This is a genomic window from Staphylococcus sp. 2S1 (assembly GCF_046721335.1).
Lineage (GTDB): Bacteria > Bacillota > Bacilli > Staphylococcales > Staphylococcaceae > Staphylococcus > Staphylococcus equorum_A.
The window spans coordinates 1,382,302-1,396,249 of the sequence record NZ_JBEUUJ010000003.1 but is presented as its reverse complement, the minus strand read 5'-3'; the positions used below and the strand labels follow the sequence as shown (position 1 = coordinate 1,396,249).

General features: G+C 32.7%; 9 protein-coding genes and 4 pseudogenes. 5 read left to right on the top strand and 8 right to left on the bottom strand.

Going from position 1 to position 13,948, the window contains the following annotated elements; translation table 11 throughout:
- Window positions 1-132 precede the first annotated feature (132 nt).
- Window positions 133-1,058 (top strand): annotated as a pseudogene (murB, locus tag ABLV90_RS07285) (UDP-N-acetylmuramate dehydrogenase).
- An 11-nt stretch (window positions 1,059-1,069) separates the two neighbouring features.
- Window positions 1,070-1,384: a CHY zinc finger protein gene (locus tag ABLV90_RS07280; RefSeq protein ID WP_069817886.1), complete on the top strand. Its 315-nt coding sequence runs from the start codon at window positions 1,070-1,072 to the stop codon at window positions 1,382-1,384.
- Between the two features lie 184 nt (window positions 1,385-1,568).
- On the opposite strand, the gene ABLV90_RS07275 is transcribed toward ABLV90_RS07280, so the two are convergent.
- From ABLV90_RS07275 to nrdI, 8 genes and pseudogenes are all read right to left on the bottom strand, one after another.
- The gene (locus tag ABLV90_RS07275; protein WP_427705257.1) at window positions 1,569-1,892 is read right to left on the bottom strand and encodes a PH domain-containing protein; all 324 of its coding nucleotides are present in this window, start codon (window positions 1,890-1,892) and stop codon (window positions 1,569-1,571) included.
- Window positions 1,893-2,116: 224 nt separating this feature from the next.
- A pseudogene (locus ABLV90_RS07270) lies at window positions 2,117-3,164 on the bottom strand (ferrated catecholamine ABC transporter substrate-binding lipoprotein SstD).
- A 105-nt stretch (window positions 3,165-3,269) separates the two neighbouring features.
- Window positions 3,270-4,070 carry an iron ABC transporter ATP-binding protein gene (locus ABLV90_RS07265; protein ID WP_427705262.1) on the bottom strand — a complete coding sequence of 267 codons (801 nt, stop codon included), beginning with the start codon at window positions 4,068-4,070 and terminating at the stop codon, window positions 3,270-3,272.
- Complete coding sequence (locus ABLV90_RS07260; protein WP_427705265.1) at window positions 4,067-5,026, bottom strand: iron chelate uptake ABC transporter family permease subunit; 960 nt, start codon at window positions 5,024-5,026, stop codon at window positions 4,067-4,069. Before ABLV90_RS07260 ends, ABLV90_RS07265 begins: the two co-directional genes overlap by 4 nt.
- Window positions 5,016-5,984 (bottom strand): ABC transporter permease, encoded by a 969-nt coding sequence (locus tag ABLV90_RS07255; RefSeq protein ID WP_427705267.1) that lies wholly within the window; start codon window positions 5,982-5,984, stop codon window positions 5,016-5,018. The genes ABLV90_RS07260 and ABLV90_RS07255 overlap by 11 nt, the downstream gene beginning before the upstream one ends.
- A 330-nt stretch (window positions 5,985-6,314) precedes the next feature.
- Window positions 6,315-7,283 (bottom strand): class 1b ribonucleoside-diphosphate reductase subunit beta, encoded by a 969-nt coding sequence (gene nrdF, locus ABLV90_RS07250; RefSeq protein ID WP_069817880.1) that lies wholly within the window; start codon window positions 7,281-7,283, stop codon window positions 6,315-6,317.
- 115 nt (window positions 7,284-7,398) lie between these two features.
- Window positions 7,399-9,505: pseudogene (gene nrdE / locus ABLV90_RS07245) on the bottom strand (class 1b ribonucleoside-diphosphate reductase subunit alpha).
- The gene (nrdI, locus tag ABLV90_RS07240; protein ID WP_069817878.1) at window positions 9,468-9,866 is read right to left on the bottom strand and encodes a class Ib ribonucleoside-diphosphate reductase assembly flavoprotein NrdI; all 399 of its coding nucleotides are present in this window, start codon (window positions 9,864-9,866) and stop codon (window positions 9,468-9,470) included. The pseudogene nrdE and the gene nrdI overlap by 38 nt, the downstream one beginning before the upstream one ends.
- Before the next feature lie 710 nt (window positions 9,867-10,576).
- On the opposite strand from nrdI, the gene ABLV90_RS07235 reads away from it, so the two are divergent.
- The 3 genes and pseudogenes from ABLV90_RS07235 to ABLV90_RS07225 all read left to right on the top strand — a co-directional run bounded on the left by ABLV90_RS07235 (window position 10,577) and on the right by ABLV90_RS07225 (window position 13,786).
- A complete protein-coding gene (locus ABLV90_RS07235; RefSeq protein ID WP_460872414.1) occupies window positions 10,577-11,464 on the top strand; it encodes a DMT family transporter in 888 nt (295 codons plus the stop codon).
- A gap of 14 nt (window positions 11,465-11,478) precedes the next feature.
- Window positions 11,479-11,979, top strand: a complete 501-nt coding sequence (gene queF / locus ABLV90_RS07230; RefSeq protein WP_002508304.1) for a preQ(1) synthase — start codon at window positions 11,479-11,481, stop codon at window positions 11,977-11,979.
- A gap of 290 nt (window positions 11,980-12,269) precedes the next feature.
- Window positions 12,270-13,786 (top strand): annotated as a pseudogene (locus ABLV90_RS07225) (peptide MFS transporter).
- Window positions 13,787-13,948 lie beyond the last annotated feature (162 nt).

Genomic DNA, 13,948 nt, shown 5'->3' with positions numbered 1-13,948 from the left:
AAAATTTAATCAAAAGCATAAAATTTGAATAAAACTATAAAACCTTTAATAAATTGCTATACTATTTAGCAAAGACGGGTAATCATTGGTATAATAAACAAAATGAATTCAACAGGAAAGGATGTTCTAGACTTGCATAAAGATGACATCTTAAAAGAATTAGAAGCAATTGTTCCAAAAGAAATTATTAAAATAGACGAACCATTAAAACGTTATACATATACTGAAACTGGTGGTCAGGCTGACTACTATTTATCACCTACCCAAAATGAACACGTCCAATCTATCGTTCACTATGCATATACAAATGATATTCCAGTCACTTATTTAGGCAATGGATCGAATATTATCATTCGTGAAGGTGGTATTAGAGGTATTGTAATTAGCTTACTCTCACTAGATTATATAGACGTTTCAGATGATGCTATTATTTCTGGTAGTGGTGCGGCGATTATCGATGTATCTCGTACTGCTAGAGACTATGCGCTAACTGGCTTAGAGTTTGCTTGTGGTATTCCAGGATCAATCGGTGGCGCTGTTTTTATGAATGCTTGGTGCATATGGCGGCGAAGTCAAAGATTGTATAGACTATGCACTGTGTGTAAATGATAAAGGTGAACTCATCACATTAACGAATAAAGATTTAGAGTTAGATTATCGCAATAGTATCGTTCAAAAAGAACATTTAGTCGTTCTTGAAGCGACATTCACTTTAATGCCTGGTGACAAACAAGCTATCCAAGAAAAAATGGATGATTTAACGGAAAGAAGAGAATCCAAGCAACCTTTAGAATATCCATCATGTGGTAGTGTATTCCAGCGTCCTCCGGGCCACTTTGCCGGTAAATTGATTCAAGATGCTGAATTACAAGGTCATCGTATTGGTGGCGTCGAAGTGTCTAAGAAGCATGCTTGGTTTTATGGTAAATGTTGATAACGGAAGCGCAACAGACTATGAAGATCTAATCCACTATGTTCAAAAAGTAGTAAAAGAGCAATTTGATGTTGAGCTACATCGAGAAGTTAGAATTATTGGCGAACATCCAAACGATAATTAGGAGAATTGATTATGATTAACATATATGGTTCTACTGTAGACAATGAAGCACGTTGCACGCATTATCCAACACCATTAGACATCATCGCAATTAAATTTAAATGTTGCGGTAAATACTATCCATGCTATAAATGTCATAATGAACATGAATCACATGCAATAAAAAGATGGGATTCTAGTGAATTTAATGAAAAAGCAATTTTATGTGGTGTATGTAGACATGAAATGACAATCAATGAATATATGATGATTGAAGCCTGTCCTAAGTGCGATGGCCACTTTAATAATCGTTGTAAATATCATTACCATCTTTATTTTTCTATATAAACTTCATGGCTTATGCTTAATAAAGCATTGAAGAAGGTACGCATCCGTTAATCTAATGGATGCGTACCTTTTTTATATTAAAAATAGACTTGTACCGATTTTCAAGTATTTGCTTGCACTGGGCAAACGAATATGAAATAGCTTTGCGACTTGGCACTATGTACTTTATTTTAAAATTCTCATACTATTTTATTTGTTCTTCTACAAATTGTACAAAGGCTTTTGCATCACCTTTTTGTATTTGCTTCATGGGCATTGGTCCAATATTAAAAGTAAAATTTATTTTTTCACAATCGTAACTAATTTGTTCTACTTCTTTATAAGCAATACTTCTGTAATAAAACTCCCCATTCATATCAACATTTAAAATAATACGTTCGTTGGTTGCAATAAAAGCACCTTCAAATTCTGAAGAACCTTGGACTGAATATTCTATTGTTCCTAATACACTTGGCCCCTTTTTCTCCGTTGGAAATAAATCACTTGGATTTACATTATCTAAAATCATGTACTTCACTCCCCTTTGCTTTATTTCATTTCATTATAGAAGTTTTAAAAATGAATTTTTACTTACTTGCTCAATCTATCTTTAACATAACAAAGAACATGTTGGGACTAAAGTTCCAAGCCACCCCAAACTATCTTCTTGAAACATAAAAAGTCGACAAAGCCATAAGGCTTTGTCGACTTTCTGAAAGGAATTGTATCCCCCACGATTATCCTTTTTAAATATTATTTTTTAAGTGCTTTTTCTACTTCTTCAATTTGTTTAATTGATGTAGTTGTAGAACCACTTGCGAAGTACCAAAGTTTTGGATCTAACTCATAAACTTTGTCTTCTTTTATAGCATCTACATTTTTGATAACGTCGTTACCTAAAGCTTGTTCAGCTGTTGACTTACCGGCAATTGCTTGTCCACGGTCCATAGCAAAGATGATATTAGGATTTTTTTCTGCTATATACTCATTCGTTACGTTTTGACCGTGTTTACTACTCTTAATATTTTCATCTGCAGCTGTGAAGCCCATTGTATCAAAAATCATTGCACCGAATCGTTCTCCAGCACCGTATGTTGATAATTCACCTTCGTTAACTAATAAGAATAATGCTTTTTCATCTTTTAAGTCTTTTGTTTTTTCTTTGATGCCGAGCAATTTTATCATCTAATTTTTTAGTAAGTGATTTTGCTTCGTCTTCTTTTTGGTAAATTTTACCTAATGTTTCAGTATTTTTCTTCATTGAATTCACTTGGTCTTTGTCGTCAGCGCCAACATATACAACTTTTGCATCTGGTGTCGCTTTTTTGAATTCATCTAGATTTTTTTGATTTGCTGTACGCCCAGAAATATAAATTACATCTGGTTTAGCTTCTGCAACTTTATCGAAATTAACTTCTTTTAGGCTTCCTGTGTTTAAGTATTTTTCATCTTTAAAATCGCTTAAGAAATCAGGTAGTGACTTAGCACCTTCACCTTTAGGGAGTGCTTTAACTTTATCTTCAAGTCCTAATTCTTTCAATGTATCTAATGTACCATAATCAAAAACAACTGCTTTTTCAGGGTTTGTAGGCACTTCTACTGTTTCTTTAACCGTTTTAGCATCACTGCCATCACGTTTTTCCCCACTAGCCTTATAATTATTTTCAACTTTTACAGTTTTATTTGAACCTTCACTTTCTGATTTTGCATCAGATGATTTTTTATCCTCTGATCCACCATTACTACATGCTACTAATAAAAACATTAAACCTACAACTAATAATAAAGATAATTTTTTCATGTTTCTTACGCCTCCTGATTTTCCTAATGATGTATTCCTTTTATGCCCTTAAAAAGTATAACCACGTTACAGTTGCATCACTCCCTTCAAATGTTACGAATGGAATTACATTGAGTATGCGAGCTCTAAATCTTGAGTTGCTGTGAGCTCATCGAAATACACACAAATGCGTTGACCGCGGATTTCTTCAATTCTTACATCCATGTCATATAAAGCTTTTAATGTATCTGTTTGAATAACCTCATCTTTTGTACTTGCTTTGACAACTTCACCGTCTTTTAACGCGATAATATCGTCTGAATAACATGAAGCGAAGTTAATATCATGAATCACAACGATTACAGTTTTATTTAAATCTTTTGCAAGTTGTCGTAATGTTTGCATAATTTGAACTGAATGTTTCATATCAAGATTGTTCAATGGTTCATCTAATAAGATATAATCTGTATTTTGCGCAATTGTCATGGCTACATATGCACGTTGACGTTGCCCACCAGATAATGTTTTTATATAGCGATTTCTAATCTCTTTAAGATGTAGTAATTCCAACGCATATTCAACTTGTTCTTTATCTTCTTGTTTGAGATGACCTTTAGAGTATGGAAATCGTCCAAAATTGACTAATTGCTCTACTGTAATATTGAGCTCTGTATGATTAGATTGTTTGAGAATCGATAATTTTTTAGCTAATTCATTACTTTTATAATCACTAATTGCTTTACCTTCGATTTCTATAGAACCATCTTCAAAGTCCATTAGGCGTGTAATTGCGGCTAACAATGTACTTTTTCCAGCGCCATTTGGTCCAATCATAGAAGTTAGACGTCCTTTATTTATATCAACATTAATATCTTTTAAAATTTCTTTATCTTGAATATTTTTATTAAGCCCTTGTACACGTATCAATTCGCATGTCTCCTTTTTATTAATAAGTAAATGAAGTAACTTCCACCTACTAAATCAATAATTATACTTACTTGCGTCGTTGCTTGGAATAAATTCTCTACTACACCTTGTGCTATGAATAGACTTAACCAACTCATTAAAATCGTTGCTGGTAATATGTATTTATGTTCATATGTCTTCATCAATTCATGTGCTAAGTTAACAGTTAATAATCCTAAAAATGTAATTGGACCAACGAGTGCTGTCGAAATAGATACAAGCACTGAAACGAGTATGAGTAATAATCTCGTTAACGTTTTATAAGATATACCTAAATTGATCGCCTGATCTTTTCCTAATAAAAGTACATCTAAATATGGTATGGCCCGCATCGTAATCAATATGAGAATAACTAATATGACACCACACAGTGTGACTAATTTAGTATTAGATGCGTCAAAGTTTGCAAACATCGAGCTTTGTACAGCCAAGAAATCTTCTGGATTTATAATTAATTCTAAAAATCCAGTAATACTTCTGAAAAAGGTACCGAGTATAACCCCTACGAGTAGGATGAAATAAACAGAAACATCGCCAATTCTGAAGATACCTTGGAATAAAAGTAATGAAAATACAATCATCACGATTAATGAAATTGCAAAGCTTAGATACAAGTTAGTCACAAATACAGACTGCACACCAAATGCAAACACGATTAGAACCTTCACAAACATGTATACAGAGTCAAGCCCCATAATTGAAGGTGTTAGTAACCGGTTACTTGTAATCGCTTGGAATATCACTACTGAAGCCGCGATTGCGGCTCCGACTAATATCATCAGTATCAGTTTTCTTAATCGGCTAGAAAATTGATATTGGAAAATATCAAAATCAATACCTATCACAAGGTAAAGACCTGCGGCTACCACTGTTACTGCAAATAAAATGGATAGTTTTGTTTTAGCGCTAATTTGCATAGTTATGTCGTCCTTTCATCAGCAAGATTATAAAAATAATAGTGCCAAAAACACCAATTGTTAATCCGATATTGATTTCATATGGATACACAACAATTCTGCCGATTATATCTGAAAACATTACAAAAATAGCACCTAGCATTGCTGTATGTGGCAATGCGTTTTTTAAATGATCTCCTCTGAATATAGAAACGATATTTGGAACAATTAAACCTAAAAAAGGAAGTGTTCCAACTGTTACAACTACTAAAGCAGTAATTGCCGCAGTAATAAATAAACCGACGTTAATTATTTTTTCATAATTAACACCTAGATTATTACTAAAATCTTTCCCCATTCCGGCAATCGTAAATTGATTCGCAAATATATATGTAAGTACTAATAAAGGAATGCTTAAGTATAATATTTCATATCTCCCGCTTGTAATAATGGCAAAATTCCCATTCATCCAGTTTCCGATACTTTGCACCGCATTCGTTCTTAAGGCAATAAATGTAGCGAAACTAGAAACGATACCACCGAGCATAATCCCTAAGAGTGGGATAAAAATGACATCAGTAAATCGAATAAATTGTACTAATTTCACAAACAGGAAGGTGCCACCAATGCTTAGCGTGACTGCAAATACTAATTTAATAATGATATTCGCTTCTGGAAATAGTATTAGCGATATTAAAATACCTAACTTAGCCCACTCCATCGTTCCCGCAGTTGTTGGACTTACAAATTTATTTTGCATCATTTGTTGCATAATTAATCCTGCAAGTGCCAACGTGCTTCCAGAAATTAATATACTTACCGTTCTCGGTATCCTACTAGATACAATAATGTTTATTTGCTCTTTAGATAAGTGGAATATGTCTGTAATTGAAACATTACTAACGCCAATAAATAGAGAAAGGATAGTTAATAATAATAAAATGATAAATAGGACAATACCATTAAGTAAGAATTTCATAATGAGGTAACCTAATCCTTTCGATGTACAATGAATTCATAAACACTATTGGTTTTGATAATCATTATCAATAGTTATATTAAAATTTTAACATTTTTGGCGGTAAATTCAATAGCAATAGGCCATTTTAGTGAAAGTATTCGTAAATTAATTGAAAAATAACCCTTAAAATTACTTTCAACAAATAAAAAGCCACTAGATTATCCCTTCGGAAAATCTAGCGAGCACTTAAAATAGGAAGCATTGTTCCTAGTATTATCTTGTAGCATCATGTAATTGATACAGTCTCAAACAGACTCAATCAAATTACATAACTGCAACAAATTGTTTTTAATCTTCAAATATAAAGTCTTCATCTTTTAATGCTTCAACATTCAACGCTAATGTATAACCATCGCCTTTAACTGAGAAAAAGTCATGATTTTTCGTTGAAGTATCTAATGCATTTTCAATAATTGGGTTAAATTCTTTTTCTTCAAAGTATGAATCAAAGCCTAAGTTAGCTAATGCTTTATTACCATTATATCTAACATAATTTAGTACATCTTCTGCTATACCTACTTCATCGTATAGTGAATGTGTGTACGCTACTTCGTTTTTATACAAGTCATCTAATAACTTATACATATCTTGATCTGCTTGTTGTTTTTCACTTTCTGACAGTTCATTACGCATACTTTGTGCATCCATACCTGTAAATACACCGTGGATAGATTCATCTAATAAGATTTTACGTATAATCTCACCTGACGTTGTCATTCTTCCTTGTCCCGCAAGGTAAAGTGGATAATAGAAACCAGAATAGAATAAGAATGTTTCTAAAAATACACTTGATACACGTGCCATATATTGATCATATACAGACGCATCTTTGCCCCAAAGTTTGTGGTAATTATTTACAATTTTATCTGATTTATATTTTAAATGCGGTTCTTCTAAAACCCATTTATCTAATAAATAGTTCGTTTCACTGGAAGGTAGTAACGTTGTAAAGATATGTGAATAACTTTTAGCATGGACTTGTTCCATCATACCCATAAATGAGTAGACTGCTTTTTTACGTAAATCCGTTGTGTGTAACATGATGAGTGGCATACCGTCATCTGCTTGATGTGTATCCAATCCTGTTAAACCTGCTAAAGCTTTTTTGAAGGCGTTCTTTTCTGCGTCAGATAAAGTCTTCCAACTTGCAATGTCTTTTGATACTTTAAATTCTGTTTCTACCCACATTTGTGAAATATTTTGTCGCCAAAACATATTTGTCATGTCTTCTTGCGTATTCCAATTGACTGCTTTCATTTAGATAAATTCCCCTATCCAGTAAAAATTTAATTAAGCAGTGATTTACAGCCTAATCTATATAAAAGACTAGGTCGCTTGTAAAAACCACTTTGCTTATCCGTTACTTAAAATCCTATATCGAACAACTTGTACATTCTTCAACGCTTAACAGTTTATTTCTAGTATAATATAACGATTTTAATCCTTTGTGATGTGCATAAACATATAGTCGAGACAATTCACGTGTAGATATTTCTGAATTAACATAAAGGATTGTAGAAATACCTTGGTCCACGTGTGTTTGAATCGTTGAGATTAAATCGATTAATTTCATTTGATCTGTATTAAATGCTGATTTATAGTACCACATTGTTTCTGGTGATAAGAAAGGCATAGGATAAAATGTTTCAGCATTACCATAAGTACGACGTTCAATTTGGTCGACGATTGGCATAACAGAGCTTGTCGCATTTTGTACATAAGAAATACTTTGTGTTGGCGCAATCGCTAAACGATATGCATGGAATAAACCATTTGCTTCAACTTCTTTTTGCAATGCTTTCCAATCTTCTGGAGATGGTATCTCTAAACCATCAAATAATTTGCGTACTTTTTCAAATTTCGCTTCGAATGTTTGTGAAGTATAGAATTCAAAGTATTTACCATTGGCATAATCTGATTTATCAAAGTCTTTGTATGTTTCTTGTCTCTCTTTAGCAATTTCCATTGAACGTTCAATAGAATAATAATTCATCATCATAAAGAAGATGTTCGCAAAGTCTTTTGCTTCTTCAGACTCATAGCCAATTTTATTTTTCGCTAAATAACCATGTAAGTTCATTACACCCAAACCAACTGAATGTAGTTCACTATTTGCTTTTCTTACACCTGGCGCGTTTTGAATATCAGCTTCATCACTTACAACAGTTAATGCATCCATACCAGTGTGTACTGAATTCTTGAATTTACCTGATTCCATTACGTTAACAATATTTAATGAACCTAAGTTACAAGAGATGTCACGGTTAATTTCATCTTCTGTACCATAATCATTAATGATTGAAGTTTCTTGTAATTGGAAAATTTCAGTACATAAGTTACTCATTTTAATTTGGCCGATATTTGAGTTTGCATGAACTTTATTAGCGTTATCTTTAAACATTAAATAAGGATAACCAGATTGTAATTGTGTCTGAGCAATTGTATTTAACATGTCACGTGCATCTTTTTTCTTTTTATCAATATTTGGATTTGCGACAAGTTCATCGTAGTATGCATCAAGATCAATATCATCTAATGTCACACCATACTCTTTATAAATTGTATGTGGTGCAAACATATGAAAATCTTTACCTTCTTTTGCTAAATCAAAGAATTTAGACGGCACAATTAAACCTGTTGATATTGTAGATAAACGCAAATCTTCATCAGCGTTTACTTTTTTCGTATCTAAAAACTCTTCAACGTCATAGTGGAAGATATTTAAATATACTGCGCCGAGCACCTGGGCGTTGACCTAATTGGTCTGCGTAACTAAAGCCACCTTCTAGTGATTTTGCAACAGGTAATACACCTTTTGCTACACCCTTGATACCTTTGATTGCTTCACCACGCGCACGTAATTTAGACAAGTTAATCGCAACACCGCCACCAATTTTACTTAATTGTTTGGCTGTAGAATCTATAAAGTTGATAGAGTTTAAACTATCGTCTGCCTCAAGTAAGAAACAAGATACAAGTTCTCCACGACGCGCACGTCCAGCGTTTAAAAATGTTGGTGTTGCAGGTTGATAACGCTGTTCAACCATTGCAGAAATAAACTGTTTAGCTGTGGCTTTGTGTCCATTTGCTAAATATAATGCAACGATTGCTACGTCTTGCTTGTAGTCTTCTAAATATTGACTTTTGTCATTCGTTTTCAATGCATAATCTTTGTAAAATTTACTTGCGGACATGTAACTCGCAAAACTAAATGGAATGCTTTTAGCATATTCAGTAATTTCTTCTAGATCTTCTACTGAATATTTTGCAAATACATCAAAATAGAAATCATTATCAACGAGATAGTGAAGACGTTCAAGTTCAGTATCAAAATAAATCGTCTTATCCTGTATCTCTTCTAGATAGACTGTTAATGCTTCTTGGTCTTTTTCCAAATCAAAAAAGCCATTCTCTTTACGTTTGGTAACTTCGTTATTTAATTCAATATGATTGTATTTCTTCTCGTCCATAATCTTCATTGAAATGTCCCACCTTATCTTTAAATTCGCTTATATCGTTCGTTGTGCCATGTAATTCAAATTTCATTAATAATGGAACATGATATCGTTCCGAAATAGATCGTCCAGCTTTTGCAAAATTTTGACCCCAGTTTCGGTTTCCGCTAGCCGCAACAGCTTGTAATAAGTCGTGATTAATATCTAAAAATGACTGAACAGGTGGCGGTACTTCGCCAAACCCTATTGTTCCAGTGACCAATATGAAAGGCTCTTCCATTCTTTCAGAACAATTATTTTGTGTAATTTCCATTACATTGGTAAGTTCAGTTCGCTTTATGAATCTACGCACATTGCCAGAAAATGAAAAATATACAACCTTCATCGGATCACCTACTTTCTAAAATATATTTATCTTATTATGATAAAATCATGTATTGTATTTAAATGCTTAAAGGCACTTTGAAAAATCAAAATAATTTAGTTTCTCGAACTAACCACAATATATAGTAATTTCAATATCTATATGTAGTTATGTAAAAACTCAATAATTAAGTATTAATGCTTAATTTGTCATATTTAAGTGCCTAAAAAAGTGTGATTTTACATAAATTTTGATTTATTATAAATAAATTGACCACGTACTAAAACACTATATATTGTGTTTTGTCTTGGTCATCAATACTATATTATGTGTTTCATTATACATAACTCAGAAGATTATTAAAAGGCTTTTATTTATGACAAAATGTTGAATAATCAATAGAAATGGCACCAATTCAACCTTAAAGTGATGTTCACTAATTAAAAAATATTTTTTTGTGATTTTAAGGTTTGATTATTTGCTTTTCATAAAAATCTTACAACGCTTGATGTGTCGTCTTTTAAACAAAATCATTTTATACATTGTACAAAACACAATGTATAAGCACCATATATTTCATTCTTATAAGTAAAAAAATCCCCTTAATAAACAGAACATTTGTTCGTGTTTACATCTTAATATATTTCCCTTCAATTTTCAACTATATATACATCTTCAGAGCATATATGCTAATATGAATACGTTAAAAATTAAAAATTGAGGCGATACATGTGAATCCTAAAGTTAAAGGTATCATTGCTATCTTAGTTTCAGCAGTTGGCTTTAGTTTTATGACTGTGTTCTTCCGATTAGCCGGTGACTTGCCTGTATTTCAAAAGTCTCTTGCTCGAAATTTAGTAGCAATGTTTATACCGCTATATTTTATTTTAAAATATAAACAACCCTTATTTGGTAAATTAAGTAGCCAACCTTTATTGATTTCTCGTTCTACATTAGGTTTGATTGGTGTGTTGCTTAATATCTACGCTATCGATCATATGCTTTTAAGTGATGCAGATACATTAATGAAGCTTAATCCATTTTGGACGATACTACTAAGTATTATCTTCTTAAATGAAAAAGTACGTAATTACCAATTTGTAGCTATGATTGTGGCCATTTTTGGTATGTTATTTGTTGTTAAACCCGAATTCTCCTCCACTATGATTCCTGCTTTGGGCGGATTATTCTCTGGTATTTTTGCGGCAAGTGCTTATACGTGTGTCAGAGCATTAAGTACACGTGAAGCACCTTATACAATTGTCTTTTATTTTTCATTCTTTTCCATAATAGTATTGATACCTTTTACAGTGTTTACATTTGAACCCATGACTATGATGCAAGTTGTTTATTTAATCGGTGCAGGATTAGTCGCTGCTGCAGGACAAATTGGTATAACACTGGCCTATAGTTACGCGCCAGCTAAAGATATTTCAATATTTACGTATGCATCTATTATATTTACTGCGGCGTTTGGCTTTATCTTATTTGGTGAAACACCAGATTCATTTGCTATCTTAGGCTATATCATTATTATAGGTGCCAGTTACTATATGTTTGAAAAAGCACGTCGACAACCACTTACAATTCAAAAGGAAGAACAAAAACCTAAACGCTAAAGGAGCGATATGCAATGACTGAAGGACGCAATAAAGAAGAATTAGAAGATATTACATTATTAGGTAATCAAAACAATAAATATGATTTTGATTATAGACCTGATGTTTTAGAATCATTTGATAACAAACACCCAGGTCGTGATTATTTTGTGAAATTCAATTGTCCAGAATTCACATCATTATGCCCTATTACTGGCCAACCTGATTTCGCAACGATTTATATTTCTTATATTCCTAATATTAAAATGGTAGAATCTAAATCGTTAAAGCTTTATTTATTTAGTTTTAGAAACCATGGCGACTTCCATGAAGACTGTATGAACATTATAATGAATGATCTGATTGATCTAATGGACCCACATTATATTGAAGTTTGGGGCAAATTCACGCCGCGTGGTGGTATTTCAATAGATCCATATACAAACTATGGCCGTCCTGATTCTAAATATGAAAAAATGGCAGAACATCGTTTAATGAATCATGACCTTTATCCAGAGAAAATAGATAATAGATAATAAAATACGATTCTTTATCTTCACCTCACCTACAATGATTGAATTTTTGGGACATCAATATATATCTACATCATTAAACCATCGACTAAATCACATGATTTAGTCGATGGTTTTTTATATGCTTTCACGGGTATAAATCACTAAATTTTAATATGATATTCTCACCCTATTTCCATACTTTTTAAATGTATAGTGTAAAATTTACTTACATTTGAATAATTCAGGGACACACTTGTTTTTTTTATGAAAACAGTATAGAATAAATCCAACCATTTAAGGGGAGGGAAATTATGAAAAAAGTAAATCATAGTCACGAAGAAATCATGAAAAGTATTCCAAACAAAGGTTTCTTCGGACATCCAAAAGGACTAAGCACACTATTCTTGACTGAGTTTTGGGAGAGATTCAGTTATTATGGTATGAAAGCCATATTAATTTTCTATCTATATTATAGTGTTGCTGACGGTGGCTTCGGGCTTAGCCAAGCAGTTGCTATGCAAATTGTTGCTATTTACGGAACTTTAATTTATATGTCTGGTCTTATCGGCGGGTGGATTGCAGATCGGATTACTGGAACGCAAGATGCCGTCTTCTATGGTGGGTTCCTCATCATGTTTGGACATATCCTTTTATCCATTCCGGGTAATTTAACAGCGACAATGATAGCTTTACTTCTAATTATCGCAGGTACAGGGTTATTAAAACCAAATATCTCTACTACCGTTGGTGAATTATACGAACGCAATGATCCAAGACGTGATGCAACATTTACGTTATTTTACATGGGAATTAATTTAGGGGCTTTGCTTTCACCTTTAATTACTGGGCAATTGCAAACTAGAATTGGTTTCCACGCTGGTTTTTTAGCAGCGAGCAATTGGAATGTTTTTTGGTCTAATCGTTTTTGCACTCAAACGTAAAAAGAATTTAGGTTTAGTCGGTCGCAATGTGCCAATACCGTTAACAAGACCAGAAATCAAAAAATTCGTACTTATTACTGTTGGCGTTATCGTTTTATTCTTAATATATTTATGGATCTTACATTTAAACAATGCTCTAACATTAGGTAACTTTAGTTTCTTAATTACATTGTTAGGTATTGTATTACCGGTATACATATTCCTTAATATGATATTAAGTAAAAATATAACAAAAGATGAACGTTCACGTGTTTATAGTTACGTACCTTTATATATCACTTCCGTGGCTTTCTGGATGATTCAAGAACAAGGTTCAACGATACTTGCAACATTTGCAGATAAAAAAACACAATTAGAAATGTCTGAATTAACAAACGGCTTAATTGATTTTTCAATACCTGCGAGCATGGGCGCAGTCATTAAATCCAATTTTCATTGTGCTCTTAGCACCAATTTTTGCAACACTTTGGATGAAATTAGGAAAGTACAACCCGCCTACCGTACATAAATTTGCTATCGGCACGATTATCGCGGGCTTCTCCTATTTAATTATGATTATTCCATTAGCTACAGGCAACGCGTTAATCAATCCATTATGGCTTGTACTAAGTTTCTTATTGATTACGATTGGTGAACTTTGTATCTCACCAGTAGGTTTATCTACAACTACTAAATTAGCACCAATAACGTTCACTGCACGTATGATGAGCCTATGGATGCTAAGTAATGCAACTGCACAAGGGCTTAACGCTCAACTTGTTGTTGTCTATACAAAGATCAATCAAAGTGACTACTTTATGTACTCAGGTCTTATCGCCGTAATCATTGGTATTCTATTACTTATGATTTCACCAAAAGTAAGACGTGCTATGAAAGGCGTTTACTAAACAATCAAAACTAAATACGATTTAAAAAAGTAGTGTCACTTCATTGTGCCACTACTTTTTTGTGTACATTATCAACAAAGACTAATTTTACTAAATGTTAATGCTTTAAAATTAAAATCAAATAAAATAACTTGCAAAAAATAACTGAATTTTCCGAATATT

What these genes read in the sequence shown, in the direction of transcription:
- ABLV90_RS07275 (WP_427705257.1), bottom strand. Translation starts at nt 1,892, where the DNA reads ATGATTTTAGATAATGTAAATCCAAGTGATTTATTTCCAACGGAGAAA.
- nrdI (WP_069817878.1), bottom strand. Translation starts at nt 9,866, where the DNA reads ATGAAGGTTGTATATTTTTCATTTTCTGGCAATGTGCGTAGATTCATA.
- ABLV90_RS07260 (WP_427705265.1), bottom strand. Translation starts at nt 5,026, where the DNA reads ATGCAAATTAGCGCTAAAACAAAACTATCCATTTTATTTGCAGTAACA.
- ABLV90_RS07255 (WP_427705267.1), bottom strand. Translation starts at nt 5,984, where the DNA reads ATGAAATTCTTACTTAATGGTATTGTCCTATTTATCATTTTATTATTA.
- ABLV90_RS07280 (WP_069817886.1), top strand. Translation starts at nt 1,070, where the DNA reads ATGATTAACATATATGGTTCTACTGTAGACAATGAAGCACGTTGCACG.
- nrdF (WP_069817880.1), bottom strand. Translation starts at nt 7,283, where the DNA reads ATGAAAGCAGTCAATTGGAATACGCAAGAAGACATGACAAATATGTTT.
- queF (WP_002508304.1), top strand. Translation starts at nt 11,479, where the DNA reads ATGACTGAAGGACGCAATAAAGAAGAATTAGAAGATATTACATTATTA.